Genomic DNA, 16,914 nt, shown 5'->3' on the forward strand with positions numbered 1-16,914 from the left:
GCATCGACCGGATCACTGCCCCACCCCGACGGGGTCCGGTTCCGGGGCGGGCGACTCGTTCGGTGGTGTCGGCGACCGGTCGACGGACCGGCGGCTCTTTGTCCGCGTCACCAGCGCCCGCAGCCGGCGACGAGGCCGGGAACAGACCACCGCCCCGCTCAGACGCTGCTCGCCGAGGGTGGCCAGCGCCCCACTCACGCCGGTGGATGTGGCCGGGCCCAGTTCGACCACGCCGAGGGTGGCATCGCAGTGCGCGGATACGGCGATCGCGTCGGCGGCGGCTGTCACCGGTGCGACCTGGACCACGACATGGTCGAATTCGTCGCGCAGCGTGGACATGATCTCGGTGAACCGCCCGTTGGCCAGCAGATCCGGGGTGCGCGAATCCGGATCGCCCAGTGGCAGAACGCAGAACCCGGCCTCCGGCCATGCCACGAGCGCGTCCTCCACCGGCACGGACCGGCCCAGCAGTCCGGCCAGTCCCGGACCGTCGTGGTCGGGCACGCACGCCGATCCGCCGTGTCCGGTGGTGTCGGCGTCGACCAGCACGACCTGCGCGCCCGTATCGGCCAGGCTCCGCGCCAGACCGATGCCCACATCGGGCACCGATGCTTTCGAAAGCGAAGTCAGCAGAACAGTTTTCGTACTCGGACGGGCGGCGAGCCGGGTCCGCAGCCGGCGCAGTTCCCCGGTGGCCCCCGGACGGCCGTGATCGATGATGCCCAGGATCGGTACCGGCAGGAGGGCCGCGACGTCGGCGGAGGTGTGCAGGCGGCGGTCCAGCCGTTCCCGCCCGAAGGCTCCCGCGCCGCCCACGATGAGCCCGGCAACCAAGCCGAGCATCAGGATCCGGTTGCGCTTGGGGCCGCTCGGCACGGTCGGCAGCACGGCCGGATCGACCACCGCGACGCGGGCCGCGGGCGCCGCGCCGCGCTGGATGGTCTCCAATTGATCGACCAGCGCCCGGAATTGGGACACCGTCTGGTCGGCGATCTCCCGCGCGCCCACGGCGGTGCCGTCGGTGGCCGTGACGACGATGAGCATGGTCGCCGGTGGCGAGGAGGCGGTGAGCTTCGAGCGCAACGCGTCCACCGAGCCCGGCAGCCCCAGTTGGCCCTTCACGCGCAGCGCCACCCAGTCGCTGGTGGCCAGGGTCACGTAGGAGCGCACACGCTGCTGGGCGGCCAGGCCGCCCTCGTAGGAGTCGTTGACCGACGTCCCGGTCGCCATCGACACGTAACAGGTGCTGGACGCGGTGTAGGTGACGGGCAGGGTGGTCAGGTACGCGTAGGCGGCGGCCAGGCATATCAGTACCCCGGCGGCCGCGATCATCCACCGCCGCCGGGCGATCCGCCATAGTTCGGTCAAACCCACTGCGCTTCCCTCATTTCCGCGTTCTCCTTCAGCGGCCGGGGCCGCATTCGTCTGCGATATTCCTCGACGAGCAGGGCGACGATCCAGACCAGCACGAGGGCCTGGAGATACTTGCCCAGAGTTTCGACCGCGCCGAGCATTCCGCGCTCGTACAGCACCGGCGCCTCGATGAACGCCAGACCGAGGACCGCCAGCGTGACGCTGCGGCTGTACAGCCAGCGCGACCAGATGAGCAGCAGCGCGAATGTCACCGAAACGCCCAGGGCCACACCGATGTACCCGCCCAGCACATATCCCTCGGCGATATTGCCCTCGGCCAGCGACACCGACACCTGGGACATGTCCACGGACTGGCCTCGTACCTCGGTGGCCCAGGCGGCGCCGGACTGGAATTTCTCCGTGCCGAGCAACTGGGCCGGTATGAGGCTCTCGACGGCATGTTGCAGCGCCTGAACCGGGGTGAGCCACGAGCCCGGACCGGCGTAGTAGGCGTCGGTGGCCGCCTCTAGCAGGTCGAAGCGGCTCAGCAGGCTCAGGAAGGGCCGCACGATTCCCGGATACGCCGAGGCGATCACGGACGCGTCCGCCTTGGCGGCCGGGGTGGTCTTGAGCGATTGCAGCCAGCCGAACCCGCCGATCGCCACCACCGCCATCGTCACCACCGCGGCGGCCTTGATCCGAGTCCAGCCGGTCACCGCGCAGCGCACCGCGAGGGCCAGGGCCATGCCCATGACGGGCGTCTTGGACTGTACCGCGGCGGTCCACAGCAGTTCGCCCATCATCAGGAAGCCGATGAGCAGCAGGGTATTCCGGGTGCCGGCCGGGCGAGCGAAGACGATGAGCCCGATCGCGCCCACGGTGGCGAGGATGGCCACCAGGTTGAGGATCGGGTTGGGGCTCTCCAATTCCCCGGCCTGGCTGTTGTTTCCGGTCGCGATGGCGGCCAGACGGCCGACGGTGCCGATCACGTACAGCACGGCCAGGGTCGAGATGAACTGGCCGCTGCGGGCCAGCGGAAGATCCGCCCGCCGCGGTCCCGGGGCGCGCAATCGGGTCCAGAGCACATATGCCACAACGAGTCCCGCGTACAGCCACAGCCCGAAGACCACGGGCCGCAGTACCGCCGCGATGCCGACGTCGTAGCCCAGATCGGCCAGCCGCGGATCGGGAATGTTGTCGCCGAACTGCGGTTCCGGGCGCACCCACAGCAGGACCACCGGCCGCGCGAGGTAACAGATCGACCAGTGCGCCGCCTGGGCGATCAGGAACACCCGGATCGGCCCGGATATCCACGTAGCGGCGATCACCAGGGTCACCAGGGCGCCCGCGACGAGCAGTACCTCGGGTCGTGCACCGATCATCGCCGGACCTCCCGCACGTCCGGACCGCCCTCACCCCAGTGCATGGACGATCTCACGGGCTCGGTCGGCGTAGGTATGCCCGCCGTCGACGATGCGGTGATATCCGGCCTCGGCGACCGTCTCGGCGAGTTCCGGTGCGCGAGCGCATCGTTCGAGTATGTCGTGAAGTTCCGCCTCATCGGAGTAGAGGAAGCATTCGACGCCGTCGGTCAGCAGTTCGGCGTGCTCGTCGGTGCGCTCCCCGACGAAAAGCCCGCCGGCGGCGGGTATCTCGAAACTGCGGCAGGTGTGGGTGTCGCGGTTGTCGGAGTTGAGCAGCACCAGATTCGCGGTGATGCTCGAGACCGCGTCGGAGAACCGCTGTCCATAGACCGGTCCGCGCACGAGGGCAGGGGAGCGCCGCAGCGGCGGCACCCGTCGCCAGCCCGGCCCGTACACGGCCAGCTCGCGCCCGTAACGCCGGGCCAGATCGACGATCAGCTCGCGCCGGTCGGGCCGGTTCACACCGATGAACCCGAGCAGATGCCGACGCGTGGCGCGGCGGGCGGAGGGGTGATGCCAGGCCGGATCGTAGGCGCTGGAGACGAACAGGGCAGCCCGTACATCGCGTCGGCGCAACTCGGGGACGTTGTGCCGCTTGGTGGTGACGACCAGATCCCACTGTGCCTCGTAGGCAAGGTATTCCGGACTGATGTTCTCCGGATTCGCGACGTCGTCCGGGCTGTAGTGCACGTGCAGGCGTGCGGGCGTGGCCAGCAGCCGGGGCTGGTCGAGGTGAACGGCCTTGAACGCCAGCAGCATATCGGGAGCGAAATCCCTGGCGATACGGTCGAGTTCGGTGTGCACGGCCCCGACGGCCGAGGGCGCGCGACGGCCGGTCGCCTTGGCGTAGAACCACGGCGGTGACAGCCGGCGGGGCAGGGTCACCGAGGTGGTGTCCACGACGATCACCTCGTGCCCGGCCCGGCGGAATCCGTCGGCCAGCGAGCGAGCATTGCTGCCCACCCAGTCGTCACCGGCGAACAGGATCTTCATCAGGCTTCCCCCTCGACTGCCGCCACCGTCAGCGGGGCCGCCCGGCGCTCGGTGCGTTCGCGCACCATCAGCCACCGCATCCGGATGAGATACCAGCCGGCGACCGTGACCTCCGCGCAGACGGTGCCGTAGATCAGCGTCCACACCGAATGCGTATGCATCGCCACGAGTAACGCGGCCGCCGCGACACAGGTGCCCACGAGCGCCCCGGTCAGCACCCCGGCGGTGTCCTCCCGGACCGGCAGTACGGCGGTGGTGGCGAACGAGGTCACCGCCGTCGCGGGCAGGATCAGGGTCTCGGTGCGCAGCAGGGGAACCGCGCGCAGGAACGCGCTGCCGAACATCACGTGGATCAGCAGCGGGGCGGCCGTCCACACGCACACCACCGCTACCACCGCGACCGCGACGCAGGCGGTGATCGCCCGAATCGCGTTTCGCCAGAACGTCTCTTCACTGCTGCGCCGGGCCATGCGGGGTAGCAGCGCGAATCCGATGGGATCGAGCATGGATTGGATGGCCCGCACCAGACGGTCGCCGGCGGAATACAATCCGAGCGTCGCGGTATTGAGCACCGCGGAATACACTGCCGCCGAACCCTGCCCGTAACTGGTGACCAGAGCGCGCGAGGCCACGATCGGCGCGCCCAGGCGCAGGATCTGCCGCAGATATCGAGGGCGGCCGGGAATTCCGTAGGTGCGGAAGGAATCCCACCAGTTGAGCGCGTCGGTCACGACCGAGGACAGCAGCAGGCACAGCATGGCCATCGAGGCGCTCGGCGCATGTGGCAGCAGGGTGACCAGCAGGATGAGGTAGGTGACGCGCCCCGCGCCCTGGTACAGGGTCGAGGCGCCGAACCGGCCCTGCCCGATCAGCAGCCAGTCCTCGGAGAACGACCACACGCCGCCCGCGACCAGTCCGATCAGGATCATATGAACCTGCTCCGGGACGCGCAGCAGCGTGCCCACCAGCAGCGCAGTGCACAGCGTGCCGAGGGTGGTGGCACGGATGGCCAGGTAGGTGCCGCGCAGCTCGTGCAGTTCGGTCTCGAGGCCGTCGGCGTCGTGCACCCGGGCGGACAGGAACGAGGTGATGTTCAGATCCACCGCCAGCGACCCGATGAAATACGACGACATGCCGATGGCGAGCAGGCCGACGCCGTGCGGGCCGAGGATGCGGGCGATCAGCGGCAGGGTCACGATCGTGATGATGTACTGGCCGTATTTACCGATGCTCACGAAGCCGATATCGCGCATCACGGCCACCAAGCCGTGCTGAACGAGTCGCGGCGCCGGCGGCGGGCGGCGCTTGGCACTGTGCCTGGGAGAGTCGTCGAAGTCAGCCACGCCGCACTCGCTTTCGCTGAACCGAGTGCAGGAATGCCGCGACAGCGCGGGCCGACTCGGTGATATCGAACGACTGCGCGCGCAACCGGGCGGCATCGGCAAGTGTGGTGCGCAATCGGTGATCCTGAATGAGCGTATCGAGTGCGGCGGTGAGCTGGAGCCGATTTCCGGCATCGACCAGCAACCCGTGCACCCCCGGTTCGATCACTTCGGCCGGACCGCCGGGGCGGGTGGCGATCACGGCGCAGCCCGCCCGCATCCCCTCGACCACGACCTGGCCGAACGGTTCGGGCAGGACCGAGCAGTGCACGAGGATATCCGTGTGGCGCAGCAGGTCTTCCGGGTCGTCGACGTGTCCGGTGAAGGTCACCGGCAGATCCAGGTCGGCGGCCAGCCGGCGCAGGCGATCGGCGTACGAGTGCTCGTCGAAGAACGCGCCGCCGATCAGAAGTATCTGCCGAGGAACGGGTTTCGCCTCGGCGACCGCGCGAAGGAACAGATCCTGGCCCTTCCACGGCGCCAATCGCCCGACGACGGCCACGACCGTCTGCTCCGGCGGACGCTGTGGGGCGCGAGGCGATGGGCCGGGCCTGGGCTCCAGGCCCGGATAGGCGACCAGGGTAGGTCGCGATCCGGTGGACAGGGTCGCGAGGGTGGCGCGGCTGTTGGCGATGTAGGCGTTGGCCAGGATCCGTCCCAGCGTGCGGATGAGCGGGGCCAGACGCGCGCCGAAATAGTCGGCGGCGATGCGGTCGTGCACCTGCCAGACCAGCGGGATTCGCGCGCGGCGCGCGGCCACCGCACCCATCAGCAGCGCCTTGGAACTCTCCGCGACCAGCACCGTCGCCCCGAGTTCCCGGGCCGCGGCGCCCAGCGCCCAGCCGATCCGCAGCAGGCGCGCGCCCCCCGCGAGCAAGCGCCGCGGATCGGATCGCCGGATGGTTATCGAACGGCTGTCGAATGTGGTGGGCAGCAGGCGTGTTTCGATGCCGCGCTCGCGTGTGCGGCCGACCATCGGGCCGTCGGCGGTGTAGACGATCGCGGTGTCGAGATGGGCGCGCAGCGCGTGAGCCAGTCGCAGCGTGGCGAGTTCGGCGCCGGACGGCTCGGCGGTATGTGCCACGAAGACCGCCTTCACGATCCGGCCAGCTCAGCGTAGAGCGCCACATGCCTGCGGGCGGCGGTGTCCCAGGAGAAGCGCTCGGCGTGGGTTCGGCACTGCGGCGCGGTGGGGCGCGCACCGTGCAGGGCCGAGGTGATGCGCGCGGCGAGCGCGTCGGCGTCCCCGGCCGGCACGATCAGCGAATCGTCCAGGCCCCGGACGGAATCGGGAAGGCCGCCGCAGTCGGTGACGATCGGTGCGCGGCCCGCGGCGAGCGAGGCGAGCGCGACCAGGCCGAATCCTTCCAGGGCCAGGGAGGGGACCACCGTGAGTTCGGCGCGGGCGTAGAGATCGGCCAGCCGGGTGTCCTCGACGTATCCGGTGAAGGTGACCGAGTCCAGGCCACGGGCCTGCTCGCGCAGCAGGGTTTCGGCGGTTCCGGTGCCGACGATGACCAGGCGCGCCTCGGGATGCTCGTCCACGACCGATGGCCAGCACCGCAGGAGCACGTCGATGCCCATACGCCGCTCCAGGCGACGCACGCACAGCACGGTTCTCGTCGAATCATGGTGCGTGACTGTATGTGTGGTCGTCTCCGGGGGAAGCTCGACGCCCGGGGGGACGACCGAGATCCGGTCGGCGTGCACGTGGTAGTCCGCGATCAACAGGTCGCGGAAGTGCTCGGACAGCACGATGAATCGGTCCGCTCGGGCGTATCGGAGGCGTTCGAGGAGGTATTTGGCGCGGACCGACCGATCGCGCTCCCCGGCCAGGCGACTCTCGGCGGCCCAGGGGCCGTGAAAGTGGACGACCAGCGGAAGATGCCGGTATCGGCTCGTCGCGAGCGGACCGTAGAGGCAGAAGTGTCTGTCCAGCACGGTATTCCGCCGCAATTCCCGGCGGTCCAGGAATGCGGTGCGCACCCGGTGCAGGGTCGTCGCGCCGGTCGGCCCCCAGGAACGCGCGCCGGGCGGTGGATCGCCGAATGCGGCCGCGCCGACGTCGATATCGGGCAATACGGACAATGCCGCGTGCAGATCGGTGAAATATCGGTTCAATCCGCCGGGTAGGGTCGAAAACCATTCGGACCCCGTCATGTACACACGCACGCCACAACCCCAGGGGCAGGTGTGTCCGTCGCGGATGACGACGGGAATCTTTGTGCCCCACAGCAGTTTAGGGGGTGCCGAGGTCCGATGCCGGTTGACCGACACAGTACCGGGACCTATGGGGGGTAATTCGGGGACCGCGCCCGTTTCGTGGAGACATTCCGCTACTGCGGATGATGCGGAAGCCTCTTGTGATTCAGCATCGAAGAGTCCGGCCCGAATGTGAAACTTACTCAATTCGGACAACTGTGGACCGTAGCGAAATACTTTCGCTGTGCGATAGGTTCGCATGAGCAATGCTGCTTCCCGAATGAGGATTCCGGCGAGATCCGGACCGGCGGAAGGACGGCGGTAGTGGGGCAGGGGAAGCCGGGCGCGGATGCGGGTACCGGACAGACGCGGATTCTGGTCGAGAACGGTGAGTACTGGCTGCGCAATCGTGGTGACATCGCGATGATGGAGATCACCGTGCGGCGGCTGCGGGAGCATTGGCCGCGGGCGCGCGTGGGGCTGCTCACCGAGGCGCCACGTATTCTGCGGGCGCTGGTGCCCGAGGCCGAGCCGGTGCCCGCGAGCGGAGCGTGGGGCGGCGAAACCGCCGAGACCTCGTGGGATCGGGCGCTGGCCCCGATGGCACTGCGCTGGCGTGCGGCGACCGATGGGCCCAAGACGGCCTTGCGGGGCATCCGGAACAGCGTTCGCGGCGGCGGCGAGTCGCCGGCGCCGCCTCAGCCCGCGGTGCCCGCCGCGGCCGGCGCCGCCGATCTGGTACTGGCACAGGGCGGCGGCTATCTCACCGATATCGACCTGTACCAGGCGCATCGGGCCCTGAACCTGCTGGAATACGCGCAGGCGCAAGGGGTTCCGACGGCCATGATCGGACAGGGCCTCGGCCCCATCGACGATCCGGGACTGCTCGAGCATGCCGCGCGAGTGCTGCCGGGGGTCGGATTCATCGGCCTGCGCGAGGGGCGGCGCGGTCCGGACCTGCTGACCAAGCTCGGCGTCGCGCCCGAGCGCATCCTGGTGACCGGAGACGACGCCATCGAACCGGCGTACCTGCTGCGCCGCCCGGAGATCGGCGGCGACCTCGGAATCTGCTTGCGCGTCGCCTATTACGCGCGGGTCAGCGACGCCGCGCGGGCGACGCTCGGCGAGGTGGTCCGCGCCCGTGCGGCCGGTTTCGACGCGGCGCTCGCACCGCTGGTCATCTCCGAATACGACGGGGAGGACCGCCAGTGCACCCGGTCGCTGCTGACCGGCGCGGCCCGCGCCCGGGCTCCGATCGGGCGCGGCGGGAGTGCGACGGCGGTGATCCGGCAGGTCTCCGGTTGCCGGGTGGTGGTCACCAGCGCCTACCATCTGGCGGTTTTCGCGCTCGCGCAGGGGATTCCGGCCATCGGGTTGACCGCCTCCCGGTATTACGACGACAAATTCCACGGCCTGGCCGAGATATTCGGCGGCGGAATGCGAGTGGTCCGGCTGGACGCACCCGAACTCGGGCGGTCCCTGGACGACGCGATCCGCGAGTTGTGGGAGTCCGCACCGGATCTGCGAAAGAGCCTGCTGCACAGGGCGCAGCAGCAGACAGCGGCCGCCCGCACGGGGATGGACCGGGTATACGGCCTGGTCGAGGGCGACCGGGCGCGGGAGGAACGGTAGCGATGCGGACTGCGGCCCTGTCGGTCTGTGTACCGGCCTACAACGCCGCGCGCACACTCGCGGTGACGATGGAGTCGATCCTGGCCCAGGACGAGGACTTCGAACTGCTGGTGCTGGACAACGCCAGTGCCGACCGGACGGGCGCGGTCGCCGCCGGATTCCAGGATGAGCGGGTACGCATCGAGCGCAACGACCGGGTGCTGCCCATCGGCGACAACTGGAATCGCGTGGTATCGGCATCGCGCGGGGAACTGGTGAAGGTCGTGTGCGCCGACGATATTCTGTTCCCGGGCGCGTTGAAGGCGCAGCTGGGTTTGATGCGTGATCGCGAGATCGCGGTGGCCTCATCGAAATTCGACGTGATCGACGAGTCCGGTCTGATCGAGGACAGCGGGCTCGGTCTGCCCGGCCTGCTGGGACTGCATCCGGTGCGCACCCTGATGCGCACGATCGTGCGATGCGGCCCCGCGGAATTCGGCCCGACGGCGGCGGCGGTGTTCCGGCGCGCGGATTTCGATCGGGTGGGCGGATTCCGGGGCGATCTGGTCTTCCCGATGGACGTCGACCTGTTCGCGCGGGTGTGCGAGTTCGGCATGTTCTACGGAGCGTCGGATGTGCTTGCGGCATGGCGTAATTCGTCATTCAATCTGTGCAGTAGGAGTTCGACGGCCTCGAAGCTGATCGAGCTGGCGCGCTTTCACCACCGGCTGGCCCGGGAATACCCGGACCTGATCGGCGCGGCCGATGTGGCGGCCGCGGATATGCGGCTGCTACGCCAGGGCTCGGCACGGTTACGGATCCGGGCGGAAGCGTCGATTCTGCGCCGCCCGGAACTGCTGCGATGAGCACCGGCGCCACGTTCAGAGCTTCGTGGTCGGACCGTACGCGATCACGGTGTCGCCGTCGCTGCTGACCAGCTTCACGAACGGCCGGATCGTCGTGGTACCCAGGACGCCCGTGACCGTGCAATGGAATCCGGACAACCGGATGAATCCCTCGGCCCCGTGCACATCGCCGTCGGCGGCGTCCACCGACTTGACTCCGGGCCCCAGGCCGACGTCGAGTTCGCCGCCGATCCGGGGGACGAGGTCGTTGAAGTCCAGCGCAGGGGGATTCGTCAGCTCGAACTCGAGTCCCGGTGTCTCGTACTCGAATTTGAGCTTGCCGTCCAGTGTCGCCGGATAGCCGACCATGTATCCCACGGTGATGTGCCCGTGCCAGTCCTTCGCGCCGGGGCCGGATACATGGAAGGCGGCCGTCCCGTCGTGGTACCACTCGCGGGTCAGCGGATTGCCGTCCATCGGCTGTACGGCGGTGATCCGGGTGTCCTCCGACAGGGCCTGCACCGTTCGCAGGTCGTGGTCGATGACGCTGTTGGCGCCGTCGATGGTCGCGTCGGCAGGGCTCGCGCCGACGGTTGCGCCGAGGGCGATGGCGGCGACTGCGGATAGTGTGCAGACGATGGCGCGATGCTGTGAATACCTCATGTCTCAACCCCGATTGTGTGTTGGTAATGCGCTGTGATCAGCACGGGCGCATGTCTTCCCGCCGCGGTCGTAATCCCGCCCCCTGTGTCGCGGCATATGATGTGAGGTGCGTGAACGTCACGGTGGCCGGGGAACCTCGACCACCCACGCGGATTCGAGCGACGGGAACTCCGAGCGCACCTCCGGCAGCAGATCGGGCACGGTCAGCAATACTCGATCGGGGTGGGCGGCAACGAGTTCCGCCGGGGTGATGATCGGGATGTCGGTGCCGGGCATGCGCCGTCCGTGTTTGGCGGGCGATGCGTCGGCCACCGCGCACAGGAGGCCGAGATGCGCGCCGGCCCGGGCGAACAGGGCCACCGCGCGCGAGGCCGCGCCGTACGCGTAGACCCGATGGTCCACGGACGTCTCGTATTCCAGCCAGGTGCGCAGAGCGAGGGCCTGGCTGTCCGCCGCCTCCTGGAGCGATGCGAGATTTCGCGGCGCGATCAGGCCGGACTCGGCGGCCACCAGGCGGTGTAGCGGGCCTGGAGGGTCGGCGGGTAGTCGCAGGGGGTCACCCGGGTCGGCGGCGGCCGCGACGAGCACCGTGCCGCCGTAGAGGTCGAATTCCCATGCGGCCATGACCCGCAGGCCCGCCGAGGCCATCAAGGTGCGCAGCGCGGGCACGCTGTAGTAGGCGAAATGACCGTGCCGCAGGGCATTCCATTGGCCGTGTGTGACGATGGCGCGCAGCGAATGGAATTGCAGCAACAGCACACCGTAGGGTGCGAGGGCGGCCGCGCGGGCGCGAACCGCGCTGTGCTGGTCGGGTTCGTGCATCAGCCCGAAGCTGTCGATGACGACATCGGCCGGCTGGTCGGGGGTTTCGGTGAAGCCGCGCGCGGTCAGCAGCGGCGCCCAGGCGCCGCCGTGCGGACTGCCGAATTCGCGGACGGTGGCGCCGCCGCGCAGCCAACCGGCGTCGGCGACGCGGGCCACGGCATCGGCGGCCTGCTCGCGCAGCGCCCGCGGCTCGAGGCCGCGCGGTTCGGCGGCGATCGTATCGTCGTCGGCGAGCTGGGCCAGCCCGCATCGGCGGCACAGCGCCATCGCGAGCCGGTGGGTCGGATCGGCGGCCACGGGCTCGGTGGCCGGGGGAAAGTGGTCGGCGGCGGGCATCGCGCCCAGATCCAGGATCTCGTCGAGTTCCTTTGCGGCACAGGCGCGACACGGACCGTTCATGAGAGGATGACCCGGTGCGAATCGAGCCGACGGCACTGGCCGATGTACTGGTCCTGACCCCCGAACCGTTCCGTGACGAGCGCGGGCTGTTCACCCGAACCTTCGACGCGCAGGAGTTCGACGCCTTCCTGGGGGTGTCCGGGGCCGGTGCGGCGTTCGTCCAGGACTCCCAGTCGCGTTCGGTGCGCGGTGTGGTGCGCGGCATGCACGGCCGGTCCGGGCGCGGCGAGGCGAAGCTGGTGCGGTGCGCGCACGGCGCGATTCACGACGTGCTCGTCGATATCCGCCCGCTGTCGCCCACCTTCGGCCGGGTGGAAGCATTTCACTTGGACGACAACGCCTTCCGGCAGCTGTACGTCCCGCCGGGATTCCTGCACGGCTTCCAGGCCCTGACCGATACCGCCGACGTGTGCTATCGGATCGATCGGCCGCACGATCCGGCACAGGATATCGCGGTGGCGTACGACGATCCGGAGCTGGCGATCCCGTGGCCGGCGCCGGTGAGTGCCGTCTCCTCGCGCGACCGGGCGGCGGGCAGCTGGGCACGCCTGCGGGCGCATCTCACGCCCCGATCGTGACGCGCCGCAGCGAGTCATCCAGCACCCCGGTAGCTTTGAGGTCTTGCAGCCGGGCCAGGCGGGTGAATCGGTGCGTGAAGTCGTGCGCGGACAGCCCACGCGCGGAGTATTCGCGGTGGAGCTCGGTGGCCCCGGAGCGCACGCTCCATCCCGCCTCGAAGCCCAATGCCTCGCGCACGGCGGTGAAATCGACCCGATACGAGCGCGGATCCGGCCCCGTCTCGCCGGTGATCACCACGCGCGAGCCGGGCACCACCTCCGCGACCGCCTGCGCGATCTGCGCTACGGTCAGGTTGTTCGACTCGTCGCCGATATTGAAGGCGCGGGCGCGGATTCGGCCCACGGGCGCGGTCAGGCACAGCTCGAAAGCCCGGGCGATATCAGCGGCGTGGACCAGCGGGCGCCACGGCGTGCCGTCCGAGAGCACCCGCACCTCGCCGCTGAGCACCGCGTGCCCGACCAGGTTGTTGAGCACGATATCCGTGCGCAGCCTGGGCGAGAAGCCGAATGCGGTGGCGTTGCGCAGGAACACCGGGCAGAAGTCCGCGTCGGCGAGCGCGGCCACGTCGTCCTCCACTCGTACCTTGCTCGTCGCGTAGGGGGTGAGCGGGCGCAGCGGCGCGGACTCGTCGACCAGCCCGTCACCTGCCGAGCCGTACACCGAACAGGTCGAGGCGTACAGGAACCGGCGCACCCCAGCGGATTTGGCGAGCTTGGCCAGGCGCACCGAGGCTCGGTAGTTGACGTCGTAGGTGACCTTCGGGGCCAAGGCGCCCAGCGGATCGTTCGACAGCGCCGCCAAGTGGGCCACCGCATCGAATCCGGTGAGCGTATCGACGCTCACCTCCCGCAGATCCACGGTGCTTCCCGGCGGATCGGCGGGGGTGGCGCCCAGCACACAGTCGGCGTAGTAACCGATGTCCAGGCCGTGCACCTCATGTCCGGCCGCGCGTAGCACCGGGACCATGACGGTGCCGAGATATCCCTGATGTCCGGTGACGAGCACACGCACTGTCTTTCACCTCTCGAAAACCAAGACGGCCTTGTCGACGACGAAGGCCTCCGCATGTTCGGCACGGCACTGCACTCCGCGCAGCCGCGACAGACCCAGGAAGGCCGATTCGTCGAACCAGTCCCGATCCCGTTGCGAGCGATAGTGTTCGACCAGCAGCCGCGCCTTGAGGTGGGCGACCGCGGCCGGCAGCGGATGAAACAGCGTGGGGCGCGGCGTATCCGACTCCCACTTGAGGATCTCGTAACCCAGCAGTACATGGTCACGGAATTCGGTGGGCGCCAACCGCGCCAGCAACCGGTGATCCTGGTGTGCGTCAGCGGGCTGCGGTGCGAACACCAGATCCGGATCGCCGCGACGCGCCAGCGCGGCGAGCGCCTGCTTGACCGACTCCCAGTGCGCGGGCGTGTGACCGTCCGGCAGGTCCAGCACGGTCAGCTCGATATCCGCTCCGGGAGCGAAGGATTCCAGGGCCTTGCGTTCCTCGTCCTCGCGTTCGGTTCCGCCACCGCACAGCACCAGCGCCCGCACGCGCAGACCGGGCACTGCCGTGGCCAGGGTCAGCAGTGTGCCGCCCGCGCCGATGGCCAGATCGTCGCAGTGCGCGCCCAGCAGCGCGATCTCCCGAATCCCGGGCGCGTGCAGGCTCAGCATGCCGGGCTCGGTTCCCAGACCATCCACGGCCGCCGCCCGGCGTGGTAGGCGGCGTCGAGATCGGCGCGTTCCTTGAAGGTGTCGGCCGGCTTCCAGAATCCCAGATGCTGGTAGCCCACGAGACGGCCCTGGGCGGCCAGTGCCCCGCAGGCGTCCTCGACCAGGTCGCCGCCGGGCGGCAGCAGGTCGAAAACCTCTTGGGAGAGCACGAAGTAGCCGCCGTTCTCCCAGATCGGCAGTTGCGCGACGGGTGTGATGCGCTCCACCGCACCGGTGGCCGTGACATCCACGCAGTGGAACGAGGATTGCGGCGGCACGATCATCATCGATGCGCCCGCCTGGGCGGCGACGCATTTGTCGATCATCTCGTCCAGCGGCGCGTCGGTGAGCACATCGGCGTAGTTGGCCAGGAAATACGGTTGGTCGGCAACGTGTTCGCGCACGCGGCGCAGCCGCTCACCGATCGCGGACTCGACCCCGGTGTCGACGAAGGTGATCGTCCAATCGCTGATGTCCGAGCCGAGCAGCTGGACCCGGCCACCGTGGATGACGAAGTCGTTGGACATCGCCTCCTGGTAGGTCAGGAAGAAGTTCTTGATATGCGCCGCACCGTAACCGAGACACAGGATGAACTCGGTGTGCCCGAAGTGCGCGTAGTAGCGCATGACGTGCCACAGCAGCGGGCGCGGCCCGACCAGCTGCATGGGCTTGGGCACCGGATCCGCGGCGTCGCCGCGCATGCGCATCCCGTAACCGCCGCAGAACAGCACCACCTTCATCGCGCGTCCCCAGAGTCGGTGAACACCGCCGGATGCAGCGTGGGCATCGGGAATACCAGGTGCGCACCCCAGTCGCGGATATGCCGCAGCTGGCTGGTGAGTTCGGCCTCGAGATTCCAGGGCAGCGCGAGCACCACGTCCGGGCGATCGGCGTCCAGGTGCTCGGGCGGATGGATCGGGATGCGAGTGCCCGGTGTGTAGCGGCCCTGTTTGTAAGGGTTGCGATCGACGGTGTAGGACAACAGGTCCGGGCGGATGCCGCAGTAGTTGAGCAGCGTATTGCCCTTGCCCGGAGCGCCGTAGCCGGCCACCCGCTTCCCGCCGGCGCGACAGGCGAGCAGATAGCGGAGCAGATCGTGGCGTACCACCTCGGCCCGTGACCGCAGTCCGGAATATCCGTCGGCGGTGTGCAATCCGGCCTGCGCCTCGATCGCGAGCACGCGCGCGATGCGTGGGCTCGGTTGCGCGACGCCGTCGGGCCGCACCCACAGCCGCAGGGAACCTCCGTGTGTCGGCAGCAGTTCCACGTCCACGACGGTGAGACCGCCGGTGGCCAGCGCGTATTGGGCCGACAGCAGCGTGTAGTACTGGAAGTGCTCGTGGTAGACGGTGTCGAACTGTCCGTGCCGCACCAGGTTCAGTGCGTGATGCACCTCGATGGTGAGCCAGCCGTCGTCCGCGAGCAGCTCGCGCAACGCCCGGGTGAAGCCGATGAGATCGGGGACGTGGGCGTAGACGTTGTTGGCCACCACCAGATCCGCGGGGCCGTATTCGGCGCGGATCTTCGCCGCGAGCTCCTCGTCCAGGAACCCGGTCGTGGTCGGAACGCCGCGCTCGCGGGCCGCGGCGCCCACGTTGACCGACGGTTCGATTCCGAGACAGGGGATTCCGGCCGCCACCGCGTGCTGGAGCAGGTACCCATCGTTGCTGGCGACCTCGACCAGCAGGGACTGCGCGTCCAGGTCGAGCTGGGTCACGGCGTGGTCGACGAAGGTTTTCGCGTGCCGTACCCAGCTGTCGGAGTAGGAGGCGAAGTAGGCGTACTCGGTGAACGTCTCGTCGGGGGTGATCAGCGCGGGGATCTGGAGCAGCAGACAGTCCTGGCATATCCGCAGATGCAGCGGATATGTGGTCTCGGGTTCATCCAATTCTATTTCGGTCAGAAATTTCTCACATGGCGGGGTCGCGCCGAGGTCGAGCACGCTGACCAGGCGCACGGAATCGCAGAGACGGCAATGCACGGAAAAGTTCCCCACCTCTCGCCGGAGGATCCGCCGGCGGGCTTGCCGACGCGTTCTGCTGTCGGCGTCGACGCGAATTACGTTACTACGGGATTCGGGGCCGCCGGTGGTTCGGACACATGGGCGCTGGAATAAATTCCGGTCGGTTTGGTCCGGTTTCGGCGCCCAGCTTTTACGCAGCTACCTTCGGCAACCGCTGTCGTGGAAATTCTCGCAGGCCAGAACCCCTCGACCTGCCGGATCTGAGCGGCTTGACCGATATTGGGTGGGGATACGGGGGACGTAACTGGAGACCGGTTGCCATGTTTCTGGTTATCTCCGAGATCAGGGTCTTTGGTAATCAATTGGTGGACGCAGAAGAAAAGGGCCCGGTAATATTCGGCTCCTGATCGGCGAAACATTGTCGTTCCCATCTGTTGTCGTGCGCGGCAAACCCCATGGTGTCCGGTCAGTAGGGGAACGGACCGGATTTTCTCCCGTGGGGGAGGGGCGTACATTCATGATTTTCGACCTACGAACGAATGCCGGGACGAGCGTGCCGAGCGCCGCGCGATCCGAGCGGGAGCGCTGGCAGGGCGATTACGCCCGGCGGCTGTGGATCGGCGACTTACTCGTGGTCGTGGCGGCCGTCGCGATCGCGCAGATCATTCGCTTCGGCAGTCCCGCGGGCCCGCCGCTGGCCACCACCGCGCCGCTCGAGGTTCGCTATACGGTGGTGTCGCTGATGTTCGGGCTGCTGTGGATCGGGTTCCTGTCCGGTGGCGGTACCCGCTCGCCGCGGGTGATCGGCAGCGGCACAGAGGAATACCGGCGTCTGATATCGGCGACGCTGCGCCTGTTCGGCGCCATCGCGATCGTGTCGCAGCTGTTCCGGTTCGATGTCGCGCGCGGCTATCTGGCGATCGCGTTGCCGCTGGGTCTGTTCGGGTTGATCCTGGAGCGCAGGCTGTGGC

Annotated in this window: 15 protein-coding genes and 1 pseudogene; 4 read left to right on the forward strand and 12 right to left on the reverse strand. The window is 68.6% G+C overall.

Annotated elements, in window-relative coordinates; translation table 11 throughout:
• Positions 1-12: 12 nt before the first annotated feature.
• The 6 genes from JZ791_RS32125 to JZ791_RS32150 form a co-directional block, all read right to left on the reverse strand.
• A complete protein-coding gene (locus JZ791_RS32125) occupies positions 13-1,374 on the reverse strand; it encodes a GNVR domain-containing protein (protein WP_216899607.1) in 1,362 nt (453 codons plus the stop codon).
• Positions 1,365-2,735: a hypothetical protein gene (locus JZ791_RS32130; RefSeq protein WP_216899609.1), complete on the reverse strand. Its 1,371-nt coding sequence runs from the start codon at positions 2,733-2,735 to the stop codon at positions 1,365-1,367. The genes JZ791_RS32125 and JZ791_RS32130 overlap by 10 nt, the downstream gene beginning before the upstream one ends.
• 30 nt (positions 2,736-2,765) lie before the next feature.
• Positions 2,766-3,770, reverse strand: coding sequence for a CgeB family protein (locus JZ791_RS32135; RefSeq protein WP_216899611.1), 1,005 nt, complete (start codon positions 3,768-3,770; stop codon positions 2,766-2,768).
• On the reverse strand, positions 3,770-5,023 hold the full coding sequence (locus JZ791_RS32140) for an oligosaccharide flippase family protein (protein WP_216899629.1): 1,254 nt from the start codon (positions 5,021-5,023) through the stop codon (positions 3,770-3,772). Before JZ791_RS32140 ends, JZ791_RS32135 begins: the two co-directional genes overlap by 1 nt.
• 82 nt (positions 5,024-5,105) lie before the next feature.
• A complete protein-coding gene (locus tag JZ791_RS32145; RefSeq protein WP_216899628.1) occupies positions 5,106-6,254 on the reverse strand; it encodes a glycosyltransferase family 4 protein in 1,149 nt (382 codons plus the stop codon).
• On the reverse strand, positions 6,248-7,312 hold the full coding sequence (locus tag JZ791_RS32150; protein ID WP_216899613.1) for a glycosyltransferase family 4 protein: 1,065 nt from the start codon (positions 7,310-7,312) through the stop codon (positions 6,248-6,250). The genes JZ791_RS32145 and JZ791_RS32150 overlap by 7 nt, the downstream gene beginning before the upstream one ends.
• Positions 7,313-7,678: 366 nt before the next feature.
• On the opposite strand from JZ791_RS32150, the gene JZ791_RS32155 reads away from it, so the two are divergent.
• Both JZ791_RS32155 and JZ791_RS32160 read left to right on the forward strand, forming a co-directional pair.
• On the forward strand, positions 7,679-8,986 hold the full coding sequence (locus JZ791_RS32155; RefSeq protein WP_308163198.1) for a polysaccharide pyruvyl transferase family protein: 1,308 nt from the start codon (positions 7,679-7,681) through the stop codon (positions 8,984-8,986).
• Between the two features lie 2 nt (positions 8,987-8,988).
• The gene (locus JZ791_RS32160) at positions 8,989-9,831 is read left to right on the forward strand and encodes a glycosyltransferase family 2 protein (RefSeq protein WP_216899614.1); all 843 of its coding nucleotides are present in this window, start codon (positions 8,989-8,991) and stop codon (positions 9,829-9,831) included.
• Positions 9,832-9,846: 15 nt separating this feature from the next.
• Here JZ791_RS32160 and JZ791_RS32165 read toward each other — a convergent pair whose 3' ends face one another.
• Both JZ791_RS32165 and JZ791_RS32170 read right to left on the reverse strand, forming a co-directional pair.
• The gene (locus tag JZ791_RS32165) at positions 9,847-10,473 is read right to left on the reverse strand and encodes an MspA family porin (protein ID WP_216899616.1); all 627 of its coding nucleotides are present in this window, start codon (positions 10,471-10,473) and stop codon (positions 9,847-9,849) included.
• A gap of 117 nt (positions 10,474-10,590) precedes the next feature.
• Complete coding sequence (locus JZ791_RS32170) at positions 10,591-11,697, reverse strand: class I SAM-dependent methyltransferase (RefSeq protein WP_216899618.1); 1,107 nt, start codon at positions 11,695-11,697, stop codon at positions 10,591-10,593.
• Positions 11,698-11,711: 14 nt separating this feature from the next.
• Here JZ791_RS32170 and rfbC point away from each other — a divergent pair, with 14 nt between their 5' ends.
• Positions 11,712-12,275 (forward strand): dTDP-4-dehydrorhamnose 3,5-epimerase, encoded by a 564-nt coding sequence (gene rfbC / locus JZ791_RS32175; protein WP_216899619.1) that lies wholly within the window; start codon positions 11,712-11,714, stop codon positions 12,273-12,275.
• Here the strand turns inward: rfbC and JZ791_RS32180 are convergent.
• Genes JZ791_RS32180 through JZ791_RS32195 form a run of 4 tightly spaced genes read right to left on the reverse strand, consistent with a single transcriptional unit; the run spans position 12,259 to position 15,961 of the window.
• The gene (locus JZ791_RS32180) at positions 12,259-13,287 is read right to left on the reverse strand and encodes an NAD-dependent epimerase/dehydratase family protein (RefSeq protein WP_216899621.1); all 1,029 of its coding nucleotides are present in this window, start codon (positions 13,285-13,287) and stop codon (positions 12,259-12,261) included. The two genes, rfbC and JZ791_RS32180, sit on opposite strands and share 17 nt — an antisense overlap.
• Positions 13,288-13,293: 6 nt before the next feature.
• Positions 13,294-13,941: a PIG-L deacetylase family protein gene (locus JZ791_RS32185; protein ID WP_216899633.1), complete on the reverse strand. Its 648-nt coding sequence runs from the start codon at positions 13,939-13,941 to the stop codon at positions 13,294-13,296.
• Positions 13,935-14,720 (reverse strand): glycosyltransferase family protein, encoded by a 786-nt coding sequence (locus JZ791_RS32190; RefSeq protein WP_216899623.1) that lies wholly within the window; start codon positions 14,718-14,720, stop codon positions 13,935-13,937. Before JZ791_RS32190 ends, JZ791_RS32185 begins: the two co-directional genes overlap by 7 nt.
• Positions 14,717-15,961 carry a class I SAM-dependent methyltransferase gene (locus JZ791_RS32195; RefSeq protein ID WP_216899624.1) on the reverse strand — a complete coding sequence of 415 codons (1,245 nt, stop codon included), beginning with the start codon at positions 15,959-15,961 and terminating at the stop codon, positions 14,717-14,719. The genes JZ791_RS32190 and JZ791_RS32195 overlap by 4 nt, the downstream gene beginning before the upstream one ends.
• 499 nt (positions 15,962-16,460) lie before the next feature.
• On the opposite strand from JZ791_RS32195, the pseudogene JZ791_RS32200 reads away from it, so the two are divergent.
• Positions 16,461-16,914: pseudogene (locus tag JZ791_RS32200) on the forward strand (sugar transferase); the annotation flags it as partial.

The sequence above is a fragment of the Nocardia alni genome (genome assembly GCF_019038435.1).
Lineage (GTDB): Bacteria > Actinomycetota > Actinomycetes > Mycobacteriales > Mycobacteriaceae > Nocardia > Nocardia alni.